This is a genomic window from Ligilactobacillus salivarius DSM 20555 = ATCC 11741 (assembly GCF_001435955.1).
Classification (GTDB): domain Bacteria; phylum Bacillota; class Bacilli; order Lactobacillales; family Lactobacillaceae; genus Ligilactobacillus; species Ligilactobacillus salivarius.
The window spans coordinates 1-25077 of record NZ_AYYT01000025.1 but is presented as its reverse complement, the minus strand read 5'-3'; the positions used below and the strand labels follow the sequence as shown (position 1 = coordinate 25077).

Annotated in this window: 24 protein-coding genes and 1 pseudogene; 8 read left to right on the top strand and 17 right to left on the bottom strand. The window is 34.4% G+C overall.

The window, feature by feature from the left end; all coding sequences use genetic code 11:
* The 4 genes and pseudogenes from FC55_RS08885 to FC55_RS08875 all read right to left on the bottom strand — a co-directional run.
* Nucleotides 1-205: pseudogene (locus FC55_RS08885) on the bottom strand (hypothetical protein); the annotation flags it as partial.
* A gap of 14 nt (nt 206-219) precedes the next feature.
* A complete protein-coding gene (locus FC55_RS10065; protein ID WP_003701211.1) occupies nt 220-651 on the bottom strand; it encodes a DUF805 domain-containing protein in 432 nt (143 codons plus the stop codon).
* Nucleotides 590-1063: a zinc ribbon domain-containing protein gene (locus FC55_RS10060; protein ID WP_003701209.1), complete on the bottom strand. Its 474-nt coding sequence runs from the start codon at nt 1061-1063 to the stop codon at nt 590-592. Before FC55_RS10060 ends, FC55_RS10065 begins: the two co-directional genes overlap by 62 nt.
* 199 nt (nt 1064-1262) lie before the next feature.
* Entirely contained in the window at nt 1263-1520 is a 258-nt protein-coding gene (locus FC55_RS08875) for a DeoR family transcriptional regulator (RefSeq protein WP_003701206.1), read from the bottom strand.
* A 266-nt stretch (nt 1521-1786) separates the two neighbouring features.
* Between FC55_RS08875 and FC55_RS08870 the strand changes: the two genes are divergently transcribed.
* The gene (locus FC55_RS08870; RefSeq protein ID WP_003701205.1) at nt 1787-2752 is read left to right on the top strand and encodes a helix-turn-helix transcriptional regulator; all 966 of its coding nucleotides are present in this window, start codon (nt 1787-1789) and stop codon (nt 2750-2752) included.
* 152 nt (nt 2753-2904) lie between these two features.
* Here the strand turns inward: FC55_RS08870 and FC55_RS08865 are convergent, their stop codons facing one another.
* The 3 genes from FC55_RS08865 to FC55_RS08855 form a co-directional block, all read right to left on the bottom strand.
* Nucleotides 2905-3591 carry a 2,3-diphosphoglycerate-dependent phosphoglycerate mutase gene (locus FC55_RS08865; RefSeq protein ID WP_003701203.1) on the bottom strand — a complete coding sequence of 229 codons (687 nt, stop codon included), beginning with the start codon at nt 3589-3591 and terminating at the stop codon, nt 2905-2907.
* 93 nt (nt 3592-3684) lie between these two features.
* Nucleotides 3685-4872, bottom strand: a complete 1188-nt coding sequence (locus tag FC55_RS08860; protein ID WP_003701201.1) for a MalY/PatB family protein — start codon at nt 4870-4872, stop codon at nt 3685-3687.
* Nucleotides 4873-5928, bottom strand: a complete 1056-nt coding sequence (locus FC55_RS08855; protein WP_003701199.1) for an AI-2E family transporter — start codon at nt 5926-5928, stop codon at nt 4873-4875. It lies immediately after the preceding gene.
* Nucleotides 5929-6038: 110 nt separating this feature from the next.
* Between FC55_RS08855 and FC55_RS08850 the strand changes: the two genes are divergently transcribed.
* The gene (locus FC55_RS08850) at nt 6039-6971 is read left to right on the top strand and encodes a DMT family transporter (RefSeq protein ID WP_003701198.1); all 933 of its coding nucleotides are present in this window, start codon (nt 6039-6041) and stop codon (nt 6969-6971) included.
* Nucleotides 6972-7170: 199 nt separating this feature from the next.
* Here the strand turns inward: FC55_RS08850 and FC55_RS08845 are convergent, their stop codons facing one another.
* From FC55_RS08845 to FC55_RS08830, 4 genes are all read right to left on the bottom strand, one after another.
* The gene (locus FC55_RS08845) at nt 7171-7812 is read right to left on the bottom strand and encodes an HAD family hydrolase (RefSeq protein ID WP_003701196.1); all 642 of its coding nucleotides are present in this window, start codon (nt 7810-7812) and stop codon (nt 7171-7173) included.
* An 82-nt stretch (nt 7813-7894) separates the two neighbouring features.
* Nucleotides 7895-8947 carry an aldose epimerase family protein gene (locus tag FC55_RS08840; protein ID WP_003701193.1) on the bottom strand — a complete coding sequence of 351 codons (1053 nt, stop codon included), beginning with the start codon at nt 8945-8947 and terminating at the stop codon, nt 7895-7897.
* A 131-nt stretch (nt 8948-9078) separates the two neighbouring features.
* Nucleotides 9079-9642 (bottom strand): NADPH-dependent FMN reductase, encoded by a 564-nt coding sequence (locus FC55_RS08835; RefSeq protein ID WP_003701192.1) that lies wholly within the window; start codon nt 9640-9642, stop codon nt 9079-9081.
* A gap of 1 nt (nt 9643) precedes the next feature.
* The gene (locus FC55_RS08830; RefSeq protein ID WP_003701190.1) at nt 9644-10708 is read right to left on the bottom strand and encodes an LLM class flavin-dependent oxidoreductase; all 1065 of its coding nucleotides are present in this window, start codon (nt 10706-10708) and stop codon (nt 9644-9646) included.
* A 143-nt stretch (nt 10709-10851) separates the two neighbouring features.
* Between FC55_RS08830 and FC55_RS08825 the strand changes: the two genes are divergently transcribed.
* Nucleotides 10852-11184, top strand: a complete 333-nt coding sequence (locus FC55_RS08825; RefSeq protein ID WP_035150184.1) for a winged helix-turn-helix transcriptional regulator — start codon at nt 10852-10854, stop codon at nt 11182-11184.
* A gap of 34 nt (nt 11185-11218) precedes the next feature.
* Here FC55_RS08825 and galE read toward each other — a convergent pair whose 3' ends face one another.
* Entirely contained in the window at nt 11219-12211 is a 993-nt protein-coding gene (gene galE / locus FC55_RS08820; protein ID WP_003701185.1) for a UDP-glucose 4-epimerase GalE, read from the bottom strand.
* 139 nt (nt 12212-12350) lie between these two features.
* On the opposite strand from galE, the gene FC55_RS08815 reads away from it, so the two are divergent.
* Both FC55_RS08815 and FC55_RS08810 read left to right on the top strand, forming a co-directional pair.
* Entirely contained in the window at nt 12351-13076 is a 726-nt protein-coding gene (locus tag FC55_RS08815; RefSeq protein WP_003703401.1) for a GntR family transcriptional regulator, read from the top strand.
* Nucleotides 13077-13234: 158 nt separating this feature from the next.
* Complete coding sequence (locus FC55_RS08810) at nt 13235-15595, top strand: phosphoketolase family protein (protein WP_003701183.1); 2361 nt, start codon at nt 13235-13237, stop codon at nt 15593-15595.
* 61 nt (nt 15596-15656) lie between these two features.
* Here FC55_RS08810 and FC55_RS08805 read toward each other — a convergent pair whose 3' ends face one another.
* Complete coding sequence (locus tag FC55_RS08805; RefSeq protein WP_003701182.1) at nt 15657-16205, bottom strand: cysteine hydrolase family protein; 549 nt, start codon at nt 16203-16205, stop codon at nt 15657-15659.
* 142 nt (nt 16206-16347) lie between these two features.
* On the opposite strand from FC55_RS08805, the gene FC55_RS08800 reads away from it, so the two are divergent.
* Nucleotides 16348-16938 (top strand): histidine phosphatase family protein, encoded by a 591-nt coding sequence (locus FC55_RS08800; protein ID WP_003701181.1) that lies wholly within the window; start codon nt 16348-16350, stop codon nt 16936-16938.
* Nucleotides 16939-16999: 61 nt separating this feature from the next.
* On the opposite strand, the gene FC55_RS08795 is transcribed toward FC55_RS08800, so the two are convergent.
* Nucleotides 17000-18922 (bottom strand): glucose PTS transporter subunit IIA, encoded by a 1923-nt coding sequence (locus FC55_RS08795; protein ID WP_003701180.1) that lies wholly within the window; start codon nt 18920-18922, stop codon nt 17000-17002.
* A gap of 208 nt (nt 18923-19130) precedes the next feature.
* On the opposite strand from FC55_RS08795, the gene treR reads away from it, so the two are divergent.
* A complete protein-coding gene (treR, locus tag FC55_RS08790; RefSeq protein ID WP_003701179.1) occupies nt 19131-19844 on the top strand; it encodes a trehalose operon repressor in 714 nt (237 codons plus the stop codon).
* A gap of 18 nt (nt 19845-19862) precedes the next feature.
* The gene (gene treC / locus FC55_RS08785; RefSeq protein ID WP_003701178.1) at nt 19863-21524 is read left to right on the top strand and encodes an alpha,alpha-phosphotrehalase; all 1662 of its coding nucleotides are present in this window, start codon (nt 19863-19865) and stop codon (nt 21522-21524) included.
* 47 nt (nt 21525-21571) lie between these two features.
* On the opposite strand, the gene FC55_RS08780 is transcribed toward treC, so the two are convergent.
* The 3 genes from FC55_RS08780 to FC55_RS08770 all read right to left on the bottom strand — a co-directional run.
* Nucleotides 21572-22786, bottom strand: coding sequence for an MFS transporter (locus FC55_RS08780; protein WP_044005378.1), 1215 nt, complete (start codon nt 22784-22786; stop codon nt 21572-21574).
* Nucleotides 22787-22922: 136 nt separating this feature from the next.
* Complete coding sequence (locus FC55_RS08775) at nt 22923-23141, bottom strand: hypothetical protein (protein ID WP_003701176.1); 219 nt, start codon at nt 23139-23141, stop codon at nt 22923-22925.
* Between the two features lie 131 nt (nt 23142-23272).
* Nucleotides 23273-25077 (bottom strand): N-acetylmuramoyl-L-alanine amidase (locus FC55_RS08770; RefSeq protein WP_235803288.1); only part of this gene is annotated, 1805 nt, incomplete at its 5' end.

The following is a 25077-nucleotide window of genomic DNA, read 5'->3' as shown; positions in this document are numbered from 1 at the left end:
TTGTTTCAGTACTAGAAGATGATTTAGACTCACTAGTTTCCTTCTTTTTTATTTTTTTTGATTCTTTCTTTACTTTTTTAGCTACCTTTTCAGATGAAATTTCTTTGTTTTTACCGCTTAAATTAGGTATGCCTATCTTCCAAACAATTAAAGAAGCTATTATAACTATTACAATAATCATCAAAATTGAGTTACTTTTTTTCATACTCAACTACTCCTCTAACTTTGATTTAAGGGCTTATCAATTAACATTAAGTAGAAACATGTATATAAGGATATAACTGGTACAACTACACTAAGTATCATCCATATAGCAATATTCTGAACATTTAAATATCTCATTCTGCGAACTATTGCAGAAAGAAAAGAAATTACCATTATCCCAAGAAAAGCTATACATGCGACAGATATAATAAAATTACCAATAACATCCAAACCAGGAACATTACTAAAAAGTGCTGTTAATATTGATTCCAAAATTAGAACACCAATACTGATAACTGTCATACCAAGAACTAACCACCAATATACTGACTTCCTAGATTCTACACCCTTGAAATCAATCCAATGTACTAATGCATATTTGACACTACCTACAAACCCTAATTCTTGATCTGTCAAATTGCCATATTGTTTTTTTAGTTTGTTCATAATAATCCTGAATTTGATTAAATGGATTACTATTATTAGAACCAACTTTTCTTTGACCACCTATAGTTCTTGATCCTGGCTTATTAGATAAATCTACACTACTACCACAATTAGAACAGAATTTTACTCCATCGTATAACTGACTTCCACAATTTGTACAAAATTTCTTTTTCTCTTCTTGATTTGTAGTTTTTTCTGAAGTATTTGTTAAATCTACACTACTACCACAATTAGAACAGAATTTTTCTCCATCGTACAACTGGCTCCCACAATTTGTACAAACCTTCTTTTCCTCTCCTCGATTTGTAGTTGTTTCTGAAGTATTTGTCGAAACTACACTACCACAACTAGAACAGAATTTTGCCCCTTCGTTTAATTGATTTCCACAATTTTCACAGAATTTTTCTCCCATGATTATTCCTCCCTACTGATTATTAATTAGTTTCCATCATTCTTAAAAATATTAACTATCTGTCCTCATTTTTTTGCCCCAACTCACATTCTTAGCTAAAAAATAATAAACAACATAAACTATAGATAAATTCAATAGTCCTATAGTAACTATCTCCTTTTTAACTTGAAATAAATTTTCACTCCAAATAATTTATGTATTACTTCATAATGTTATCGGCTTTTAGTTCATTAATAATGCGACGAATAGTATAAACGCTATACCCTGTTTGAACCGCTAAATCTTTAATATTTATAATTCCTTTTTGTTTGGCAATTTCTTTTTTTACTGAGTCCCTGGAGTAAAGGCGCATCGGAAAATTAACTTGCATCCCCCTAAAATTCCTGTAAATTTTTTCAACGTCTTTATCATTTAAAATATCGGCTAATTCTTGATAAACTTTATTATATTCGTACATCTTTGATCCCTCCCCTCTTTATTTCTCTACAATAAAATTTACTCTAATGCTAAAAGATTATCTATTGACATTGATATGGGTATTTATGATAGTTTTTATAATGATTTTGCATAAGAATTGTTAAATTCAATCTTACTTACTATATTATTGCAAAAGACATGGACATTATTTGACTACTAGTAAAAAATCCGTCTTTCTTTAAATTTAGTAGACAATCATTATTTTCAGGTTTTAAAATAATAATAAATTTACAACGAAAGGACCTGATGACAATCGCAACAACTTCTGCCACTAGACAACTTTACATATATCAGCTTTTAGCCTCAGGTGCGCATTTATCTAAAAAAGATATCCAACGTAAATTCTCAGTAGATGCTCGCACTGTTCAAAGAGATTTTGCCAGTATCCGTAATTTTATGAGTGAATATTTGAATGAGTATGAATTAGAATATGATACCAAAGATCATACTTATTACTTAAAAAGCAATCGTTTAGGCTTAAGTAAGTCGCAGTGCTTGGTCTTAATCAAGGTCTTACTAGCTAGTCGAAGTTTATCACGCAAGGAATTAGATCCTTTAATTAGCTCCTTACTTGCTTTACTTACCAAACAAGATCAAAAAGACATCAAGCCTATCATCCAAAGTGAACTTGATAGTTACGTAGAATTACGAAATCTCAAGGACAAGCAACTTTTAGCTGCAATTTATACTTTTTCTAAGATAATCTTGCAGCGCGAAACTATTACAATTGAATACACTACCCAAAGACATAAGTTTGTAACGCGAACTATCGCCCCAATAGCTTTGACCTTTTCAGACTACTATTTCTATGTTGTTTCTTATAACCACCAATTTAAAAAGAACACCATCTATCGCCTAGATCGGATTTTAAATTGGAAATATGCTGCTCATAAGATTCCTTTAAATGAACGACTACCTTTTGATTTAGGAGATGAAAAGAAAAAATTTCAACTTATGTATCCTGGCAAAATGATTACCATTCAATTTGAATACACCGGAATTGTTGAAGCAGCTTTAGATAAATTTCCTATTTCACGAACTATTAAGAAAATTGATGATCATACATTTTTACTTGAAGTGACTACCTACGATACTGGAGCATTAATGTGGTTTTTAAGTCAAAAAGATATGGTTACTATCGTCAACCCACCTGAATTCCGTCAACAAATGAAAGATACTCTCCAAGCAATGCTTTCTAATTACGAAGACTAAGTTAATTAAAACGTTGCAATAATAATAAAAATCACTGAAGATTATATTCCTTTAAACGTTAATCTTCAGTGATTTTTTACTCTATAAATTGCCCAACAAAAAAAACCACCCTCAAAATGAGAGTGGCTCATATCATAAAGAAAAAATCTATCTTAAAGCTTTTCTTTGTTTACAATGTTTAACTTGTCATCCAAGTCGTAAACAACTGGTTGACCTGTTGCCATTTCAACGTTCATGATGTCTTCATCAGAGATTTGTTCGATGTACTTAGTTAAAGCACGTAATGAGTTACCGTGTGCAGCAACGATTACGTTCTTACCAGCCAATAAGTCTGGTGCAATGTGGTCTTCCCAGAAAGGAATTACACGTTCCAAAGTAACTTTCAAGTTTTCGCCACCAGGAATGATGCGTGGGTCTAAGTCAGCATAACGACGATCGTTTGCTGCAGAACCTTCATCATCTGCACTCAATAATGGAGGTAATACATCGTAAGAACGACGCCAGATGTGAACTTGTTCGTCACCATACTTTTCAGCAGCGTCTGCTTTGTTCTTACCTTGTAATGCACCGTAGTGACGTTCGTTTAAACGCCATGTCTTCATTTCTGGAATCCATAATTGGCCAGATTCTTCCAAAGCAAAGTGTAAAGTCTTGATAGCACGAGTTAAAACAGATGTGTAAGCTTGGTCAAATTCGATACCAGCTTCTTTTAACTTACGACCTGCTTCCTTAGCTTCTTCAACACCTTTTTCACTCAAGTTAACGTCTTCCCAACCTGTGAAAAGGTTCTTTAAGTTCCATTCACTTTGTCCGTGACGGATAAATACTAATTTTGGCATAGTAATGTAAACCTCTTTCTTAAAATAATATTTACAAGCCTAATTTTACACTGAAAATGAAAAAATTGGTAGTTATTTCATGTAAAACTTTACTTAATTTTCTGATTTTAAAGCATTTACTAATGCAGATACTGCTTTTTTGATGTTTTCTGGTGTAGTAGCAAGGTTTACTCGGATATGGCCTTTACCACTTTCACCGAACCAATCACCAAAATCAACCGCTAATTTAGCTTGTTTCTTAACTAGCTTTTCAACTTTATCAGCTGGAACAAGTGCTGATAAATCAATCCACATGAGATATGTTCCTTCTAGATCACTAACTTTAATTTCAGGGAATGCTTTAGTTAATTCATCGCGCACATAAACGAAGTTATCTCTAATTACTTCTATCATGTTGTCTAACCATTCTGCACCTTCACGATATGCGGCTTCTGCAGCTACACGACCTAATAGACTTCCTTGAGGAGCGCTTAAACGACCCACTACTTCATCATATAAATCGCGAATTTGAGGATTAGGAATAACTACATGACTGTTTAATAGTGATGCCATATTAAATGTCTTAGAAGGTGCATCTACCATTACTAAGTTATCGCGGTAGAAACCATCTTTAATTGATAACATAGATGTGAATTTCTTATCCCCAATAATTAAGTCATGGTGGATTTCATCAGCAATAACTCTTACTTTTTCATCGTGGCAGATTACTAGTAATTTTTCCAATTCATCTTCAGACCAAACTCTACCAACTGGATTATGTGGACTGCAGAAAATTAGTAACTTAACATTGTTTTCTTGCATCTTCTTTTGGATATCTCCGTAATCCATTTCGTAATGTCCATCATGATTTACCAATTCAGAAATTACTAATTTGCGATTGTTATTTTCAATTACTCGCATGAATGGGTAATATACTGGTTGTAAAACCATGATCGCTTCACCCGGAACTGTTAAGGTTTCAATCAAAGTACTTAATGATTGCACTACCCCTGTACCAAATCTCATCCAATCTTTATGCAATTCAATTCCATAACGTTCCTTTTGCCAGTTAAAGTATGCTTCATAATAGCTATCTGGCACTAAAGAATATCCAAAAGCACCGTGTTCAACACGTTCAACCAATGCTTTTCGTGCTGCTTCAGGAACTTTGAATTCTGTATCTGCTACCCATAAAGGTAAAAGATCAGTTTCGCCGAATTGAGATTCTAAGCCATCCCATTTAGATGAGTTAGTGTTACGACGTTCAACTGCGTATTTCTTGATAAATTCTTCTTTTTCCATCTATTTTACCTTCTCTCTGAATTTCTTTAGTCTTTCTCTGCGAATGTGGTCGCTTTTAACCCCTAAAATATCCAAAAGGAATGTAAATACTGGGATACCAACAATTAATCCCCACATTCCAAATAAATGTTCAGACACATATAGTACAACAAATGTGTAGAAAATTGGTAATTCTGTTCTGCTTGACATTAACTTAGGATTTAATACATATGCTTCTAAAGCATGAACCACGCAAAGCATAATAATGATGTAAATAATATACTTTACCCCACCAACAGTGTAACCAATTAACATCATCGGAATTGCTGAAATAATAACCCCAGCAACCGGAATCATACTCATGAAGAATATTAATAACGCTAAACTGAACAATTGAGGCATCTTCATACATGCTAAAATCGTCGTTGTAATTGCCGTATTAATTAAAGCAATAATAAATTGAGTTTCTAATACAACCCCAAAACTATTAACAAAAATCTTAGCAAAGTAGTAAACGTCATTAAAGAACCATGAATATGGACCCTTTAAAAATGATTTTGAAAACTTAAACAAATCATCTTTATCAATTGTAAAGAAAAAGCTTAGTAATAACGCCATAATAAACGTCATTCCCATCGTTCCAATATTCGCCAAATACTTAACGATAATTGACATACCACCACGCATTTGCTTCATAATATCGGATTGACTAATATACTGTGTGACCATATTAATCACATCATTTGTTCCCTTAGGTGGATGATTGTAGAACTTAACAATGTAATTTACCAAATTTTCCGTTTGTATAACTAATTTTGGTAGGTAGATAGTTATTGCTAAGTAAATACCACCTATCATCAACAAATAAACAATGATGACAATTAATTTAGAAGGAATATCTATTTTCTTTCTAATTGCATCATTTAAACTAATAACTAGAAACGAAAAAATAAAGGTTAGTAAGATTAAACTCATCATACTTCGAGCTAGATACAGCACTCCTACTAAAAACAGTAAAACTGTAAATCGCCTTAACCGTTCGTTTCCTAAAAAACGTTGCCACAGTGTCAAAAACATCACTTCCCTAGCATAATACCTTTATTTTACAATTTTAGTTCAATAATGTCTTTAATTTTCCTCTAATTTTACCTATAATCGATAAAGTATGTTTTTTAGGTGGTGAAATTTTGCAAACAAGAACACATTTAAAAGGAGTTATTTATGCTAGTTTAGCTGGTATTTTCTGGGGAATGGCTGGAATTGCCTCTGAATATCTTTTTCAAGATCAACACATTTCAGTTTATTGGATGATGGGTGTAAAAATGAGTTTGTCGGCATTAACTTTACTGGGATTGGCTTACTATCTTGATGGTAAGAAAATTTTTCTGGTCTTTAAAAGTTTCAAGGATATTTTGGGAATTGTCTTATTCTCCATTTTAGGTTTGGCAGGAGTACAATTTACTTATTCAATGACTGTTAATTACAGTAATGCAACTGTCGCAACTATCATCCAAACTTTAGGGATTCTTCCTGTTATCTTTTATTCAGCTATTATTTTTAAACAATTACCTGGTAGAAAACAATGGATTGCAACTATTACTGCTCTTATTGGTGCTTGGTTATTAGTTACTAAAGGTTCTTTTAATCAACTTGCGATTTCAAAAGAGGCAATCATCTGGGGAATTTTTTTGATGCTAACTCAAGCCGGAAATTCTGTTTTGCCAGTTGATCTTTTACGCCGACATAATCCTACTACTATCAGTGCTTGGGCGATGTTAGTTGGTGGTATTGTCTTTGAATTTATTCATCCAGTATGGAAGTCTGTTCCTAAATTTACGCCTGCAGTTACTTTAAATATGCTTTTCTTGATTTTTATCGGAACTGCTTTATCTTACTACCTTTTTGTAAAAAGTCTGCATCTAATTAGTGCTACTGAAGCAACTTTATTGGACACTTTCGAGCCTTTAACTGCTGCTTTACTAGACTTTCTTATCTTTAAAATGCAGTTTAACTGGGCTGAAATTTTGGGTAGTTTGCTAGTTATTAGTACTGTCTTCATCCTAGCTGTTGGGTCAGAAAAAAATGAAAACAGCGATCCTCAAAAAGAACCACTGAAATAGCTTTTTTTAATACACTTAATTGGTATATCATGTATACTTACCAAAGAGAATAAAGATTATGAAGTTGCACATTGGGTCTAACCAACCTAGTAGTCAAGCAGCGTTGTAGAATTGAGGGCGGTTTAAATACCGCTCTTTTTTATTTTTCATATCAAAAAAACGTTGGCACATACCAACGCTTTCATTAACCTTTTCATCCTTAGATTTCTAGTAACTTTTCTACTTTTTCTAACAAATAATCCGGTTCTTCATTTTTCAATAATTCAATATCATAAGTATCCCAAGCACAGCCACATGTTTTAACTTCAGCAGCTTTACCCATTTGTAAATCATACTTAGCATCGCCAATCATAACTGTCTTCGTCTTATCTAGATCATGTCTATCAGCAAGTATGTTTATACCATCTGGAGCTGGCTTGTAGTTTTCCACTTGATCAGATCCAATTGTGTCTGTAAACAAATCTGCTATCCCCAAGTTTTCCAAATTTCTATTTAAGGAAACTGAGTTCTTGCTTGATACCACAAATAAACGTTTCCCATCCTCAACTAATTGCATCAAAGTTTCTTTCATACCTGGGAAAAGTTGTGTAATTTCAAGTTCTAATTCACTATAGTATTGTCTAAATATCGCAAAAACTTCTTCCCATTCAGTATCGTTTAACTCACGATTAGATATTTTAGGGAAGAATGTTTCAATTGGAACACCCATATAATATCTGACTGATTCTGCAGTTGGCTTCTCCAATCCATAATCAACAAAAGCTTTTTGAACTGCGATAATTCCAGTTTCACCAGAATCAGCAATTGTACCGTCAAAGTCAAATAAATAATTTTCTAACATAACTCACCTCAAGAAAAAAGCCAGTAATAATACTGACTTTTTGTTTATTATAATCTTAACGAAAGATCTATTTTAGTTCAAATTAATTTTTATCGTTAGAATATGTGTATTTAATGTGGTAGGAACGCTTTGCTCCACGTGGTAATACAATATCTCCAAATGTTTCTTGATTAATTGCATCTGGTAAAGTTTGAGCTTCTAAAGCTACCCCTTCTTGTTTCTTAGCAGGGCGTCCATTATCACGTTTGAAATGAACATCTGGCAAATCATCATTCATTGTATACATGATCAAACTGTTACGATCTGAATCAATTGTTACTGTATTTCCAGATTGAGTATCACGTAAAACAGCGATTGGTTCCACAGCCTTACCTGGTCCATTTACAATAAATGCATCATCAAAGCCACCTTTTTCATTTTGTTGGATAGCTTCGTATAAATTAGCACCTTTAGTAAAATCATAAGCTGTACCTTCGCCATGACGAATGCGGCCTGTTGGAATTAGGTTCTCATCTAATTCTAGATATCCGTCACTATTGATTTTAAGCTCATGACTAGCCAAGTCAGAACGATTACTCAAGTTAAAGTAAACGTGGTTAGTTGGGTTAAATAGTGTATCTACCTTATCGTCTCCAAGTGCATTAAAGGAAATTGTTACGTTATTACTATTGTCTAAAGTATAGATAACAGTTACCAAGATATCTCCTGGAAATCCATCAACTGCACTTAAAACTTGTTTTTGGAAAATCACACTAATGCTGTTACGGTTAGCTGAAGTTGTAAAGCTCCAGTTATAAGTATTAAATCCATGAGGACCACCGTGTAAAGTATTACCGTTTTCATTTTGTGGTAAAGTCACTTGTTCCCCATTAATTTCGCACTTACCATTCTTAATTCGACCTGCAACACGACCAATTACTTGATTAGTGCATAAACCATTGCTGTAGTATTCAGCTACTGTGTTATAGTTTAAAATCAAGTTTTGTTTTGTACCGTCTGCAGCTGGTACTAAGAATTCGTGCCATAAAGCTCCCATTGTCAAACATGAGATTGCTACTCCATTATCGTTTGTCAATGTAATTTTGTTTACCTTTTCACCGTTCAGTTCACCAAAACGTTCTGCTGAGATGTCCATCAAAATCTTCCTCCAATTATTTCAATTTATATAATCATTGTACACTAATTCACGACTATTTTGTAGACCGTTTTCAAAACTCGTTCTAATAAAAAAGAAGAATGGAATTCCATCCACCCTTCTCGGTAACTCTAGAATAATGCGTCTTCTTGTTTCTTTCGCAGTTCTTTAAAAGTTTCAACCATGATTAAAGTATCTTCAACTAATTTATCCAACCTGAAATTAATATCAGCATTGATGATTTCTTGTCTGAACAAATCCTGCCCTTCAATAAAGACAATTTCTGGTAAAACTTGTGCCTTCATATATGACAAGATTGGCTTAAGTTGCATCTCAGCTACTAAATAATGCTTAGCAGAACCAGCAGTAACCACAATTGAAACCACTTTGTCACGTAAGGCTTTTTCCGGCAGTAAGTCAAAAATATTTTTCACTGATCCAGGAATTGAAGCTTGGAAAATCGGCGTTCCAATTATTAGGGCATCTGCTTCCATAATCTTAGTAGTAACCTCTAAAGTATCTCCTTGATATTCGGTATAATTACGTCCATCGCTAAATTGAATATCCTTTTCACCCAAATCTATCAAGTCAAATTCAACCTCTGGAAAATCCTTATTCATCTTTTCTGCTACATATTTCATAGCAGTTAGAGTCTTTTTCCCAATTACAGCTCCGGAAATTGCTACAACTTTCATGTTACTTCCCCTTTGTATACTTTTTAACTTCTGGTAAAATCTTTGTTCCAATAATTTCGATATTCTTCATAACTTTTTCAAACGGCATTCCACCAAAATCAATTTGTGCTAAATATCTTTGATGGCCTAGTTCTTCGTATTGATAAATCATTTTTTCGATAATTTGTTGTGGACTTCCCACCAACATTACATCATTCATGTCTGCACCATTAGCGAATAAACGCTTATGGTAACCTGTACCATTTGCCAACTTCATTCCTTGGTCTACATAAGGATAAAGCTCTCTTAAAGCAGTCTTGGTATCATCAGCTGCATAGAAAAATCCTGTTGTCGCTACTGGAAAATCACTTGGATTATAGCTCTTTATCTTCAAATTTTGACGATAAGCATCAATTGAACGCTTGAAGATTGGTAATGGACCACCTAATAATGTGATTGTCATTGGTACACCTTGTAATCCAGCTTTAATTGCACTTTCAGCTGGTCCACCTACTGCACGCCAAATTGGCAGCTTATCATTCAATGGTCTTGGTAAAACTTCTGCATCTTTTAATGGTGCTCGGAAATTACCTTCCCAGTTAACGCGATGATTTTCGTTAATTTTGAGTAGTAATTCAAACTTTTCTTCAAATAATTCTTCGTAATCATTCACGTTGTAGCCTAATAAATCGAACAAACCTAAACGTGAAGCACGTCCACCAATAATTTCAGCACGTCCATTGGATAATAAATCTAATGTCGCAAAGTTTTCATAAATTCTAACAGGATCAGATGTTGAAACAATTGTTGCAGATGAACCAATCTTGATCTTTTCAGTAGCTTGGGCAACTGCTCCTAAAATAACAGCATGAGCTTGTCCAACAAAGTATTTTTGGTGACTTTCACCTACACTGAAGAAATCTAATCCTGCTTCTTCAGCTAATTTTGCTTCAGCAACAATTTGATCAATTCTTTCTTTAGCTGAAACACGTTTACCTGTAAGAGCATTAGGCATATGGTCCCCTAGTGAATATAATCCAAATTCTAATCCATTTTCTTTATTTATACGATAATCTTCCATTGCCATTGCTAAAACCTCTTTTCTATCTCACTTACTTTATGTAAGCTATTCTACTAGAATTTTTAGTTTTGTGAAGAGGTTTCATTTTAATAACTAGGTAACTTAAAGTATACTTTTAGATGAATACTGAAATATTGCGAGGTATATTCATGAAGATTGATCCACAATTTTGCCGTGTTGATGATGGTTTGGATACTATTTTGGGTAAATGGAAAATACCAATCATCTTATATCTACTAAAAAATCAGACTATGCGTTTCTCAGATTTACAAAAAGTTCTTCCTGAAATTTCAAAGAAAATGTTATCCAAGAATCTCAAAGAACTTGAAGAAGATGATTTAATTACTAGAACAGTCTACCCTACTGTCCCACCTAAAGTTGAATATAGTCTTACTGAACATGGAAAAGAACTTGAAGATATCATTGATAGTCTTCATAAATGGGGGTTACGTCATCAACAATACTTATCAAAAAAAGCTTGAAACTCGTTTTTAGAGTCTCAAGCTTTCTTTATTTTTAGTCGTTATATCCTTGTGGATGAGTTGTATGCCATTTCCAAGCAGTTTCGATAATCTTGTGAATGTCATCAAATTCTGGTTTCCATCCTAGAACTTTGCGTGCTTTTTCTGAAGCAGCAATCAATGTATCTGGATCTCCACCACGACGAGCTGCGATTTCAGCTGGAATTTCTTTACCAGTTACTTCACGAGCAGCCTTTACAATTTCCAAGTTAGAGAAACCTGTTGAAGAACCTAAGTTAAAGGCACTTGATTCGTTACCATTACGTAAATAATCTACTGCTAAAATGTGTGCATCTGCTAAATCAAATGGATGTACGTAGTCACGGACATTAGTTCCATCTGGAGTGTTGTAATCATCGCCAAAAATTTGTAACTTTTCACGTTCACCCATTGCTACTTGCAACACGATTGGCAATAAGTGTGTTTCTGGATGATGGTCTTCACCGATAGATCCATCTGGCTTTGCACCAGCCACATTGAAGTAACGTAAAGCAACGAACTTAATTCCGTAAGCTTCATCTGCCCAACGCATAATTTTTTCCATCATCAACTTACTTTCACCGTATGGGTTGATTGGAAGTTGTGGATCATCTTCATAGATTGGCATTTTTTCAGGAATACCATATGTAGCAGCTGTGGATGAGAAGACTATATACTTGATATCAAACTCATTCATAACTTCAAGAAGTTTAACCATACCTGCTGTATTGTTATCAAAATACTTCAAAGGATCTTTCATAGATTCTGCAACTAATGAGAATGCTGCAAAGTGAATTACTGCATCAATATCTGGATTTTCAGTGAAAACTTTACGCATGAAATCCTTATCTGCTAAATCCCCTTGATAAAATTTTGCTTCTTTACGTACCGCAGCTATATGACCTGTAACCAAGCTATCAACTACGACAACGTCTTTACCCGCTTCAACTAAGCGATCTACGGTGTGGGAACCAATGTATCCAGCACCACCTAAAACTAATACTGACATTAATCTGCCTCCTAAAATTACTTATCCCTTATTTTACCACCTTCTTTTGTTACTGTGTGTCACCACTTGTCGTTTTTTTACAATTGTGCTTTACTTTATTGTATAAGAATTGTCTTTTATGATAGAAAGTGGGGAGAAAATGGCTGAATTAGTCTATAAAAATATTATCAGTGATTTAAAAGAAAAAATATTTGCTGGTAAGTTTACTGATATGAAACTACCAGATGAACGTTCATTAGCTGAACAATACAATGTTAGTCGTAGTTCGGTCAAACGTGCTCTTAACAAAATGTCCAATGAAGGCATTATTTTTAAAAAGCGTGGATCAGGTACTTTTATTAATCCCTTGTACTTAAAAAATGAATCTATTTTTAATTATGAGGAAGGATCTAACTTAGGGATTTCTGATAATTTCAGATTAAAAGGAAAAAAACCTCAAACTAAAATTTTAGATTTCCAAGTAATCAAACCAACTTCAGAGTTACAAAGAGATTTATTCTTATCCCCTGAAGATTTTGTGTATAAAATTATCCGTCTTCGTCTTTTTGAAGATGAACCTTTTATGATTGAAACAGGATATATTCCTATTAAAATCTTACCTAAACTTAGTCGTACTCAGCTTGAAAGTTCAATTTTTGCTTACATTCAATCTGAACTTAACCAAACTGCCAGCAAATCATTCATGTCGATTTATGCTGAGCCTTCAACTTCAGAAGATCAAAATTTACTCAAGCTTAAGGAAAATGAACCTGTCAGTGTGATGGAAGGTATTTTCTTTTTAGATAACGGTACTCCATTTGAATTTTCACAAATGCGACTACATTTTAAATATCTTAAATTTAATACTTTTATCAACCTAGATTAACTCTCATGCTTTGCGCTGAGAGTTTTTTCTTAACGTTTTTTAAAATTGGAACGTTCCAATTTTAAAAATGGTTGACATTTAATAAAAAAGCGTTATTATTTACTTGTAAAGTTAATTATTAAAGAAAAAACAGATTTATTAATTAGGAGGGTACACTCATGACAGATTATTCATCCCAAGAATACTTAGATAAATTAGATGCTTATTGGCGTGCTGCTAACTATGTTTCAGTTGGTCAATTATACTTAAAAGATAATCCTTTACTTCGTCGTCCTTTAAAGGCAGAAGACGTTAAGGTTAAACCAATTGGTCACTGGGGAACTATCGCTGGCCAAAACTTCATTTATGCCCATTTGAACCGTGTCATCAACAAATATGACTTGAATATGTTCTATGTTGAAGGCCCTGGTCATGGTGGTCAAGTTATGGTTTCTAACTCATATCTTGATGGTTCTTACTCTGAAATTTATCCTGAAATTTCTCAAGATGAACAAGGTATGAAGCGTCTATTTAAACGTTTCTCCTTCCCAGGTGGTGTAGCTTCTCATGCTGCTCCTGAAACACCAGGTTCTATTCATGAAGGTGGCGAATTAGGTTACTCTATTTCTCACTCTGTTGGTGCAGTTTTAGATAATCCTGATTTGATTGTTGCTGCAGTTGTCGGTGATGGTGAAGCTGAAACTGGTCCATTAGCTGCTTCATGGCAATCTAATAAATTTATCAACCCTATTCATGATGGTGCTGTCCTACCAATTTTAGATCTTAACGGATTTAAGATTTCTAACCCTACTATCCTTTCTCGTGAAAGCGATGAAACTTTGACTAAGTACTTTGAAGGTATGGGTTGGCATCCAATCTTTGTTGAAGGCGATGATCCTAAGTTGATGCATCCTGCAATGGCTAAAGCAATGGATGAAGCAATTGAAGAAATCAAGGCTATTCAAAAGAATGCTCGTGAAAATAACGATCCTAGTCTTCCAGCATGGCCTGTTATTATCTTTCGTGCTCCTAAAGGTTGGACTGGTCCTAAAGAATGGGATGGCGAACCAATTGAAAAATCATTCCGTGCCCATCAAATTCCAATTCCTGTTGACCAAAATGATATGCAACATGCTGATGCTTTGGTTGACTGGCTTGAAAGTTATAAACCTGAAGAATTATTCGATGAAAATGGTAAGTTGAAAGCTGAAATTGCTGAAATCACACCTAAGGGCGACAAACGTATGGCTGCTAACCCTCACACGAACCCTGGTAAATTAATCAGAGAAGTTATCAAGCCTGATTTCCGTGATTTCGCCGTTGATACATCTGTTCCAGGTAAAGAAGTTGCTCAAGATATGACTGTTTTAGGTAAATACCTTGAAAAAGTACTTTCTGATAACCGTCATAACTATCGTGTCTTTGGTCCTGACGAAACAATGTCTAACCGTTTGGCACCTATCTTTGACGTAACTAAGCGTCAATGGTTAGCTGAAATTAAGGAACCTAACGATCAATACTTAGCTCCATCAGGTCAAGTTATTGATTCTCAATTATCAGAACACCAAGCTGAAGGTTTCTTAGAAGGATATGTTTTGACTGGTCGTCATGGTTTCTTTGCAAGTTATGAATCATTCTTGCGTGTAGTTGACTCTATGTTGACACAACACTTCAAGTGGTTACGTAAAGCAACTGAACAACCTTGGCGTACATCAATTCCATCATTGAATGTTATTGCTACATCTACTGTATTCCAACAAGATCACAATGGTTACACACACCAAGATCCTGGTATTTTAGGTCACTTAGCTGATAAGAAACCTGAATATATTCGTGAATACTTACCTGCAGATGCTAACTCATTATTGGCTGTATTCGACAAGACTATTAATGATCGCGATAAGATTAACTTGATTGTTGCTTCTAAGCACCCACGTCAACAATTCTACTCAGCTGCAGAAGCTAAGGAATTAGTTGATAAAGGTTTGAAGATTATTGATTGGGCTTCAACTGATAAGAATGCTGAACCAGATGTAGTTATCGCTGCTGCTGGTACAGAACCAAACTTAGAAGCATTAGCTGCAATTTCTATCTTGCATGAAAAATTACCTGACTTGAAGATTCGCTTCATCAATGTTGTTGATATCTTGAAGTTACGTAGTCCTAAGGTAGATCCTCGTGGCTTAAGCGATGATGAATTTGATGCTTACTTTACAAAAGACAAGCCAGTTATCTTTGCTTTCCATGGTTATGAAGGCCTATTACGTGACATCTTCTACTACCGTCACAATCATAACGTTGCTTTCCACGGCTATCGTGAAAATGGTGATATCACAACTCCATTCGATATGCGTGTACTAAGCCAAATGGATCGCTTCGATCTTGTAAAATCTGTTGCACTTTCTCTTCCAGATGCTGACAAGTATGGTCAACTTGTTGCTGAAATGGATGCTAAAGTTGCTAAGCATCATCAATACATTCGTGATGAAGGTACTGATTTACCAGAAGTTGAAAACTGGGAATGGAAGCCTCTTGATTAATAAGTCAATTGAATAATTAAAAAGAGTCGAGATTAATTTCTCGGCTCTTCTTTTATATTCTCTATTCAACTGTTGCTCCTAAACTATTCTTGAAATGTTCTAGAGCCCATTCTTGTCCATTATCTGTAAAGGTAGCTACTCCATCTTTTAAAATTGTTAATTGATAATTCAAATTGTAGCCACCAATTGCTGTATGTAAGACACAAATATCGGTACAAACTCCTACTAAATATAGATCTTTAATTCCTCTTTCACGCAAAAAATTATCTAGATTAGTATTTTGAAAGGCAGAGTAGCGATTCTTCGCAAATTGATATACTTTTTCGTCTGCTTGATGTTCTTGATACCATTCATCTAATTTTCCATATAACTTTTGTCCCCAAGTTCCTGCTATATTATGTGGCGGAAATAATTTATGTTCTGGGTGAAATACGTCATTTTCAAAATGTGTATCTGTTGGTAGAATTACATAATTACCATTGCTATAAAAATCTTGAGCTGTTTTAACAATATAGTCTTCCAACTCTTGAGCTGGCTTACCACAAGTTAAAGCTCCCTTATCATCCACAAAATCATTAGTATAATCAATAATCAACAATGCCTTTGTCATTTATACCACTCTTTTCTTTGACTAGTTGTCTTTTCTACCTACTGTATCACTTTTAAATAATTTAGCAATATTAATTTTATTTTCTTGAATTAATTTTTAAAAACCTTTAAACTAAAGAAAATTACGCTAGAGGTGTGCAATTATGACAACATTTTATATTATCCGTCACGGACAAAGTGAAGCTAATGCTAAGGGAATTCTTCAAGGTAGCCAAATTGACACTCCACTAACTGAACTTGGACGCTCTCAAGCTCAAGTTACACTTTCAAAACTTGGAACTGACAATTTTGACGCTATCTATGCTAGTCCGCTTTTACGAGCTGCTCAAACTGCCACTATTATCGGTGGTAGTGATAAAACTATTACTTTTGATCCTCGCCTAAAAGAATATGATTATGGCACTTGGGACGGAGAAATCGAAGCTGATATTTGGCAAAAGTATCCCCAATATTTCGATGAACATCACAATTTACTTCCTAATTCTTGGGTGGATTCAAAAGGTGATACATATTTAGAAGTAAAATCACGTTTAGAATCTTTCTTCGATGAAGTTATTGCTCGACATCCAGACGACTCTGTGTTAGTTGTTAGTCATGGTTTCACCATCAAATTAATCTTAGATTATATTCTCAATATCGGTAATCTAGTTAATATTAGTGAACCTACAAATGCTGGTATTACTAAGGTTAAAATAACTAAAGATACTAAAACTGTTATTTACTTCAATCGCTAAAAAATAAGGTACCATCTCCTTTTTACTAGGAAATGGTACCTTTATTTTATTAAATTACATTTTAAACTGTTCCTGGGCGTTTCTTCTTTTCAACTTTCTTGCCCATTGCCATGTCGTCACTGTATCCCCATACCCAAGTTACTACAAAACTTACTACTAAAGCTAAAGCACTTGAGATTAAGAATGCATAGAAACTATTTAAATCACTAGGATGTTTCAAGTCAAAGAATGAGGAGAAACCAATTAGAGATCCTGTAAATCCAAACATGGAACCGTGCATTAAACCTGTAACAAAACCACCTACAGCAGATCCGATTAAACCGGAAATAAATACTTTACGATAACGCAAGTTGATACCGTAAATAGCTGGTTCTGTAACCCCACAGAATGCGGAAATTGCTGCAGCGATACCTAAGGACTTCATGTCATTCTTCTTGGACTTGATAGCTACTGCTAAAACAGCTGCACCTTGAGAAACCATTGTTACAGAAATAATAGCGTTCAAAGCACTTTCGCCAGAACCTGCGATTTGTTGAGCAACTAATGGCACAACGCCCCAGTGTAAACCGAAGATAACTAGTAATTGATAGAAACCACCAATTACCAAGCCACCTACCCAACCGGAAGAATGTACTAACCAGTTGATGAAGTCAGCGATACCGTTAGCGACACCTTGAATAATTGGACCTGTAACAACTAAAGTGATTGTTGAAACAACTAATACTGTAATCAATGGATTGAAGATCATTTGTAAGTAACTAGGTAGAACTTTCTTCAACCAGTCACCTAACTTCTTAGCCATCCATGCAGCTAAAATCATTGGGAAAATGGAGTATGTGTAGTTTAAGAATTGGAAGTTAATTCCAAAGATTGTAAACATACCTTTAAATGCTTTACCCCAAGTTACTAATTGTGGATATGTTAGTACCCCACCAATAACTGCGGCTACAATTGGATCGCCACCTAAACGCTTAGCTGCTGCAAATCCAACCAAGACTGGTAAGAAGTAGAAAGCAGAGTCTGCCATTGCACTAACAGTAATGTATGCTGTACTCTTGGCATCAAGCAATGCTCCTAATTGAGGTAAAGTTAATAATGCTAAAAGACCTTTAATAATACCAGATGCTGCGATTACCCCAACTACTGGACTCATGGAACCAGTAATAACACCAATTAAGTTACCAAATGCGCGACTAACAGGATTTCTACCATCATCAACAGGAGCTGTATCTTCTGCTGGTGCGTCAGCTAGATTTGGCATCTTCTTCATAACTGCATCAAAAACGTTAGTAACTTCATTTCCGATAACAACTTGATATTGACCAGATGCATGTAAAACGTCAATTACTCCGTCTGTATCTTTCAAGACATCATCATGAGCCTTACCTTCATCTTTTAAGTTAAAACGAAGACGAGTGATACAATGAACCAAGCTATTTACATTTTCTTGTCCACCGACATTATCAATAATTACATCTGCCAAAGCATCATAATCTAACTTGCCATTTTTCTTGGTAGCTGCTTTAACGTAGGCAGTTGCAACTTCTTTACCAGCTTCAACTTCACCTTCTTCAATATCAAGCCCTTCCAATTTATCGCTGGAGTTAGTTATAATTACCATGATTGTTGTTTCTAAGCCAGCTAGCTTAATATTTTCTAGGGACATTGTAGCTAATGCTTGACCTGCCTTAACTTCTTGTCCATCTTGAATGGCTAAATCAAAAGGTTCGCCGTTCAAGCCTACAGTATCGATACCCATATGTACCAAAACTTCTAAACCTTCTTTAGTAGTAATACCTACCGCATGTTTAGAGTCGGCTACCATAGTTATCTTACCTGAAACTGGTGCAACAACTTGTTCACTAACGGGTTCTAAACCAAAGCCTTCTCCCATCATACCTGTGGAGAAAACTTCATCATTAGTTGCACTAAGCGCTAATACTTTACCTGCTGCTGGAGAAACAATTTTTACTTTCTTAGCCATGTTTTCCCTCCTGTAAACCTTTTCTTTTTCTTTTCGTAATCATAGTATCACTTGTATATACAAGTTGTCAATCAAAAACATGAAATTGTTTACAAATATTGTTAAAAAGTTAATATATGTTCACAAAAAAATTAATATACTTGTACATACATCTATTAATTGATATAATAATTCTGAAATTTACTTAACTTAATTGGAGGGATGCAAATTGGTTCAAAGTAAACATGATATGATTGCGCAAGACATCGCTTCAAAAATTAAATATCATCAATATAAAGCCGGAGATTATCTTCCAAGTGAACATCAACTTTGCGAACTTTATGGAACTTCTCGCGAAACTATTCGTAAAGCTCTTAATCATTTAAATGAATTAGGCCTTATTCAAAAAATACGTGGTAAGGGTTCTGTCGTTTTAGATATTCAAAAATTTACCTTCCCTATTTCTGGGATTACAAGTTTCAAAGAATTAAATAAATCTTTGAATATGCACGCTAAAACAACTGTATTAAAACAAGTCAATACACTAGCTCCTAAAAGATTTATGGATATTAACATTGATAATCAACAGGCTATTTTCGTTGAACGTCTTCGTACAATCGACGATCTACCTGTAGTGTTAGATCAAGATTATCTACTTTCACCTCCAGTTTCTTCTTTGCCAGCTGGTGTGGCTGAAAATTCTATTTATGAATATTTAGAAAAAGAATTACATTTAGAAGTATCCTATGCTACTAAAGCTATTACGGTTGAAAAAGCCGCAGATGACATCGCTGAAAAGTTGCAACTGGATGATGATAAACTCGTTGTTATAGTCAGAAGTCTTTCTTATTTAGACGACACTACACTATTCCAACTAACATCTTCCTATCATCGCCCTGACAAATTTAAATTTATTGACTTTGCTCGTAGAAAAAAAATCTAAGAAAAGAGGTAGCTAAACATGACGAAACTCGGACAAAAAGTAATTTATCAAATTTATCCTAAGTCATTTTACGATTCTAATAATGATGGTTTTGGAGATTTGAAAGGAATTATTACTAAGATCGACTATTTAAAAAAACTTAATATTGACATGATTTGGTTTAATCCTTTTTATGTATCTCCTCAAAATGATAATGGATATGACATTGCTGATTACTATAAGATAGATGAACGTTTTGGTACTATGGAAGATTTTGAAGAAATGGTAGCCAAGCTAAAAGAAGCTAACATTGGTGTAATGTTGGATATGGTATTAAATCACTGTTCCACTGAACATGAATGGTTCCAAAAAGCTTTGTCTGGCGATGAAAAGTACCAAAAATACTTCTACCTTCGTCCTGCTAAAGAAGATGGTTCATTACCAACTAACTGGCAGTCTAAATTCGGTGGTCCTGCATGGGAAAAATTTGGCAATACAGATTTATACTATCTTCATTTATATGATAAGACTCAAGCTGATTTAGACTGGCACAATCCAGACGTACGTGCTGAAGCAGCTAAAATCGTCAACTTCTGGAAAGAAAAAGGTGTTGCTGGCTTTAGATTTGACGTGCTTAATGTAATTGGAAAAGATGAAGTATTGGTAGATTCTGTAGATCCAGATCATGAAAAACCTCTATATACTGATACTCCAGTTGTTCATAAGTATATCAAAGAACTTAACCGTAATACTTTTGGAACAGATCCTGAAATCGTAACTGTTGGGGAAATGTCATCAACAACTATCCCTAACTCGATTGAATATACAAATCCAGATGAACATGAATTATCTATGGTCTTCACTTTCCATCATTTGAAAGTTGATTACGATAACGGTGAAAAATGGAGTAAAGTTCCATTTAACTTTATGGAATTAAAATCTCTATTATCTACTTGGCAAACAGAAATGGATAAAGGCAATGGCTGGAATGCATTATTCTGGAACAATCATGATCAACCTTGGGCATTAAATCGTTTTGGTGATCCCGTAAACTACCGTGAAAAATCAGCTGAAATGCTAGCAACTACTCTACACTTACTTCGTGGTACTCCTTATATCTACATGGGAGAAGAATTAGGTATGATGGATCCTCATTATAAGTCTATTGACGACTATGTTGATGTTGAAGCTTTAAATGGTTATCAAATGTTACTTGATAAGGGTGTAGACAAGGATCGTGCTTTTGAAATTGTTGTTTCCAAGTCACGTGATAACTCTCGTGTGCCTATGCATTGGGATGATAGTAAATATGCTGGCTTTAGTGAAGCAAAACCTTGGTTAATACCTACTGATCAAGATGAAATTAATGTAGAAAAAGAATTAGCTAGTGGCGAAATCTTTAATCACTATCAAAAATTGATTAAATTAAGAAAAACCGAACCACTTATCTACGCTGGTCATTTCAAAGAATTATTGGCAGATGATAAACAAGTCTTTGCTTATGAACGTTATCTAGATGATTCATCTGAGAAATTAGTTGTTTTCAATAACTTCTATGGCACTGAAGTTACAGTTGATTTACCAGCTAAATATCAAGATAAAGAATGCACAACACTTATTGATAATTACCAAAATGAGATTCAAAAGACTGCAAAACAAATTACACTACAACCTTATGAATCTTTAGCAATTAAAATTTAAGCATATAAAAAATAGCATTTATTACGGCGTCTCTACCGTGATAAATGCTATTTTTTTACTAAAACTTGTCTATGTTGTGACCAGATTACTAAGATAAAGTTAAATCCTAACATCAAAGCTGTAAATAAAAAGACTGCTTGATAACCAAACAAACTAGATACAAATGATCCTAGTAATGGTCCAATTACCCCACCACTAGCTTGGAAAGATTGATTATAACTGAAGATTCTACCAAATGCTGCTGGTGGTACGTCTACTGATAAGATCGTTTGTACAGCTGGTAATAAAGCTGCATCCGCAATTCCTATGAAGAAACGTAATACAGCTAGTAGCCATGGCGATGTTACCAAAGACATTGGGATAAATAGTAGTACTTCTACAACTAATCCCGTTATCAATACTTTTTCTGGCCCTATTTCGTCCATCTTATGTCCTAATTTATTTGCAACTAATAACGTTCCAAAACCTGGAGCTGCCGCAACAATCCCACTAACTAGAGAAATATTACCTTGTCCATGCATTAATCTTTTAACCAACAAACTAATAATTGGTGAGATTGACATCAAAGAAGCGTTGATAATCAAAGTTGTTATAAACATTGAAATTATCAATTTAGTATTTGAAATTTGAGAGAAAATTTCCTTCATCGGCTTCATTTCACGCTTAGCTACTGGCTTAAAGTGTTCTTTGGTGTTTACCCAGGTTAAGAAAAACGCAACTAACATCATAAAACCTGTAATAAAAAATGGTACTCGATAACCAAATGATCCAGCAATTGCGCCACCAAAAATAGGTCCTAGTAGATTTCCAGAAACACTAGCCGTCATCATATTTGCCATTGCGGATCCCGTTTTAGCACGTGGAGTTTCCCCAGCAATAAATGCAGTCGCATTATTTATATAACCAGAAAATGCTCCTTGTAAGAAACGAAGGAAAATAATCACCCAAACACCTTGGGCTAATCCTGTTAGGAAAATCGTAAAAGCCATAACACCTGAAGCACGCATACACATTAATTTACGACCCTTACGATCTGCCAAACTTCCCCAATATGGTGACACAATTGCTTGCGATAAATATGTCATGGAAAAAGCTAAACCAGAATATAAATTTAGTTGCCAAGTCGAAAAATTACCTAAAGTTTCCATGAACAGTGGCATAAATGGCATGGTCATGGAAAATCCTAGTCCAGTAATAAAACAACCTAACCATAATGATATAAATGTTCTCTTCCAAGTTTTAGGGTATTCATTAACTTTCACCTGCACGTCATCTCCAATGCTACTCTCTTATGTTTTACTCAATATGGTTATCATTATAGCACCGATTTCTTAACTATTCTTTAAAAATTTTCGACCATACAAAAAAATGATGAACAACTCGTGTCCATCATTTTACTTACTGTAATTTCTTCAGTTCTTTACTATTTCTTCTAATTCTATTGAAGTCACTCAAGCATAACGTAATTTCAAATGCAGCGATAACCGCAATCATAGTATCGTAGCCATGTTGTAGCATTCTAATACAAATTAAGCCAAATATCATTTGGATTATAATTGTTGTCCTTCTATATCTAATATCCTTTTTTAAAATTTCTATCTTTTCCTGATTATTCATATATGTCATTCCTTTATTCAATAAAGCATCTAACTATCCTATAGTTAATTCTAACATATCTTAACCGATTAAATTATTAAAGTAAATTAAAAAGAACGAGCAGATTAAAAATCCACTCGTTCAATAATTAATTACACACCATACAATAAATCATGTGCTAACTTAGCTTGTGTAACACCAAAACGACTTAGATATCCGTATGGATCAACATGGTCTCCCCAGATATTCTTTGTTACCCAGTAGTGACTCTTGATACCTCTAGTTCCAGCACCACCTGCATCCAATGTCAAAGGTATACCGTACTTACCAGCCATATCACGAGCTAATCTGACATATGTTACATAGTCTTGCCAGAATTGACCAGCATTATACGTTCTACCAAGTTCAATTTGAACTGGAGCATTGTGATTAGCGACTCTACCAGCACCCCAAGAAACTTGTCCTGGTCTACCAACTTGGTAAACTTTACCACCATCACCAACAACAAATGTTACATATGCTTCATTTGTATCTACTGTATCATGGAAGTATCTAGCATTAGTAGCAGCACCTGACTCTACACCAACATCATGTAAGATAAGGTAGTTGTTAGCAGCTGTTTCATCATCGCCCTTACCTGCTGGCAATGCATATCTGTAGTCAATGGAGTAGTTCAAAATTTGTTTACCGTTACCATCAAAGTTATAACCAACACCGTTAATTACAGCACTACCTGTTTGTAATTGACCATTTTGTTGGTTGTAGTAATACCAGTCATTACCTGACATTAACCAACCTTTATACATTGCACCGTCAACATTATTGAATAAATACCAGTGACCATCAATATTTTGTTTACCATATTGCATTTGGCCATTTGAAGCATAGTATACTGTCTTATTTTGACCGTATGGGGTTAAATCTTTGAATCCTGTTTGCATGGATCCATTAACTTTATCAAATAAGTACCATTGTCCGTCAATATTTTGTTGACCATATTGCATTTGTGCATTATCTGGACTGTAGTATACTTTACGTCTATCTTTTAATGTTTGGAAGCCAATTAATACATGGTTATTGTTATCAAACAAGTACCAGTTTCCTGCAATATTAGCTTCACCTTGTAAGTGTTCTAGTACACCAGCAACATTAAATACATATTCGACATTGTTAATCTTATACTTCATATTCTTAGCAACTAGACCTTCGTTAGTTACATAAGATAAAGTATGATTTGTTTTATCAAAAACTAAAGTATCTTTTCTCATTGCACCAGTTGTTGTATCGAAATAATAATTCTTACCATTGATTACTTGATTACCATACAACATTTGGCCATAGTTACTTTTAGCTTCACTGTAGTAAACTGTACGCTTACCACCATCTAAATCGTAGAAACCAACTTGCATTACACCCTTATTATCAAATAAGTACCAATGATTATTAATATTCTTTTGACCTGTTGCTACTGTTCCTTGCACTTTGTCAAAATAGTAAGTCTTACCACTTATAGTTTGAAAACCAAATAGCATTTGGCCTAATTTAGCTTTGTCTTCACTATAATAAACCGTCTTATTTTGGTCTGTTAAATATGTAAAACCAACAGACATCTTGCCGGTTACTTTGTCAAAGTTATACCAATGACCATCAATATTCTTTTGACCTTTTTGAACAGCACCTGTTACTGTATCAAGATAATATCTACCATTGTTGAGATCTTGCCATCCAAATTGCATTTGACCTAATTTAGACTCATCTTCGCTGTAGTAAACTGTCTTATTTTGGTCAGGAATATTAGTAAAGCCTATTGCCATTTTACCTGTTACTTTATCAAATAAATACCAATGATTATTAATATATTTTTGACCGAATTGCATTTGTCCATTCGATGCATAATATACCACTTTATTTTGTCCATATGGTGCTAAACTTTGGAAACCTGTTTGCATTGCTCCAG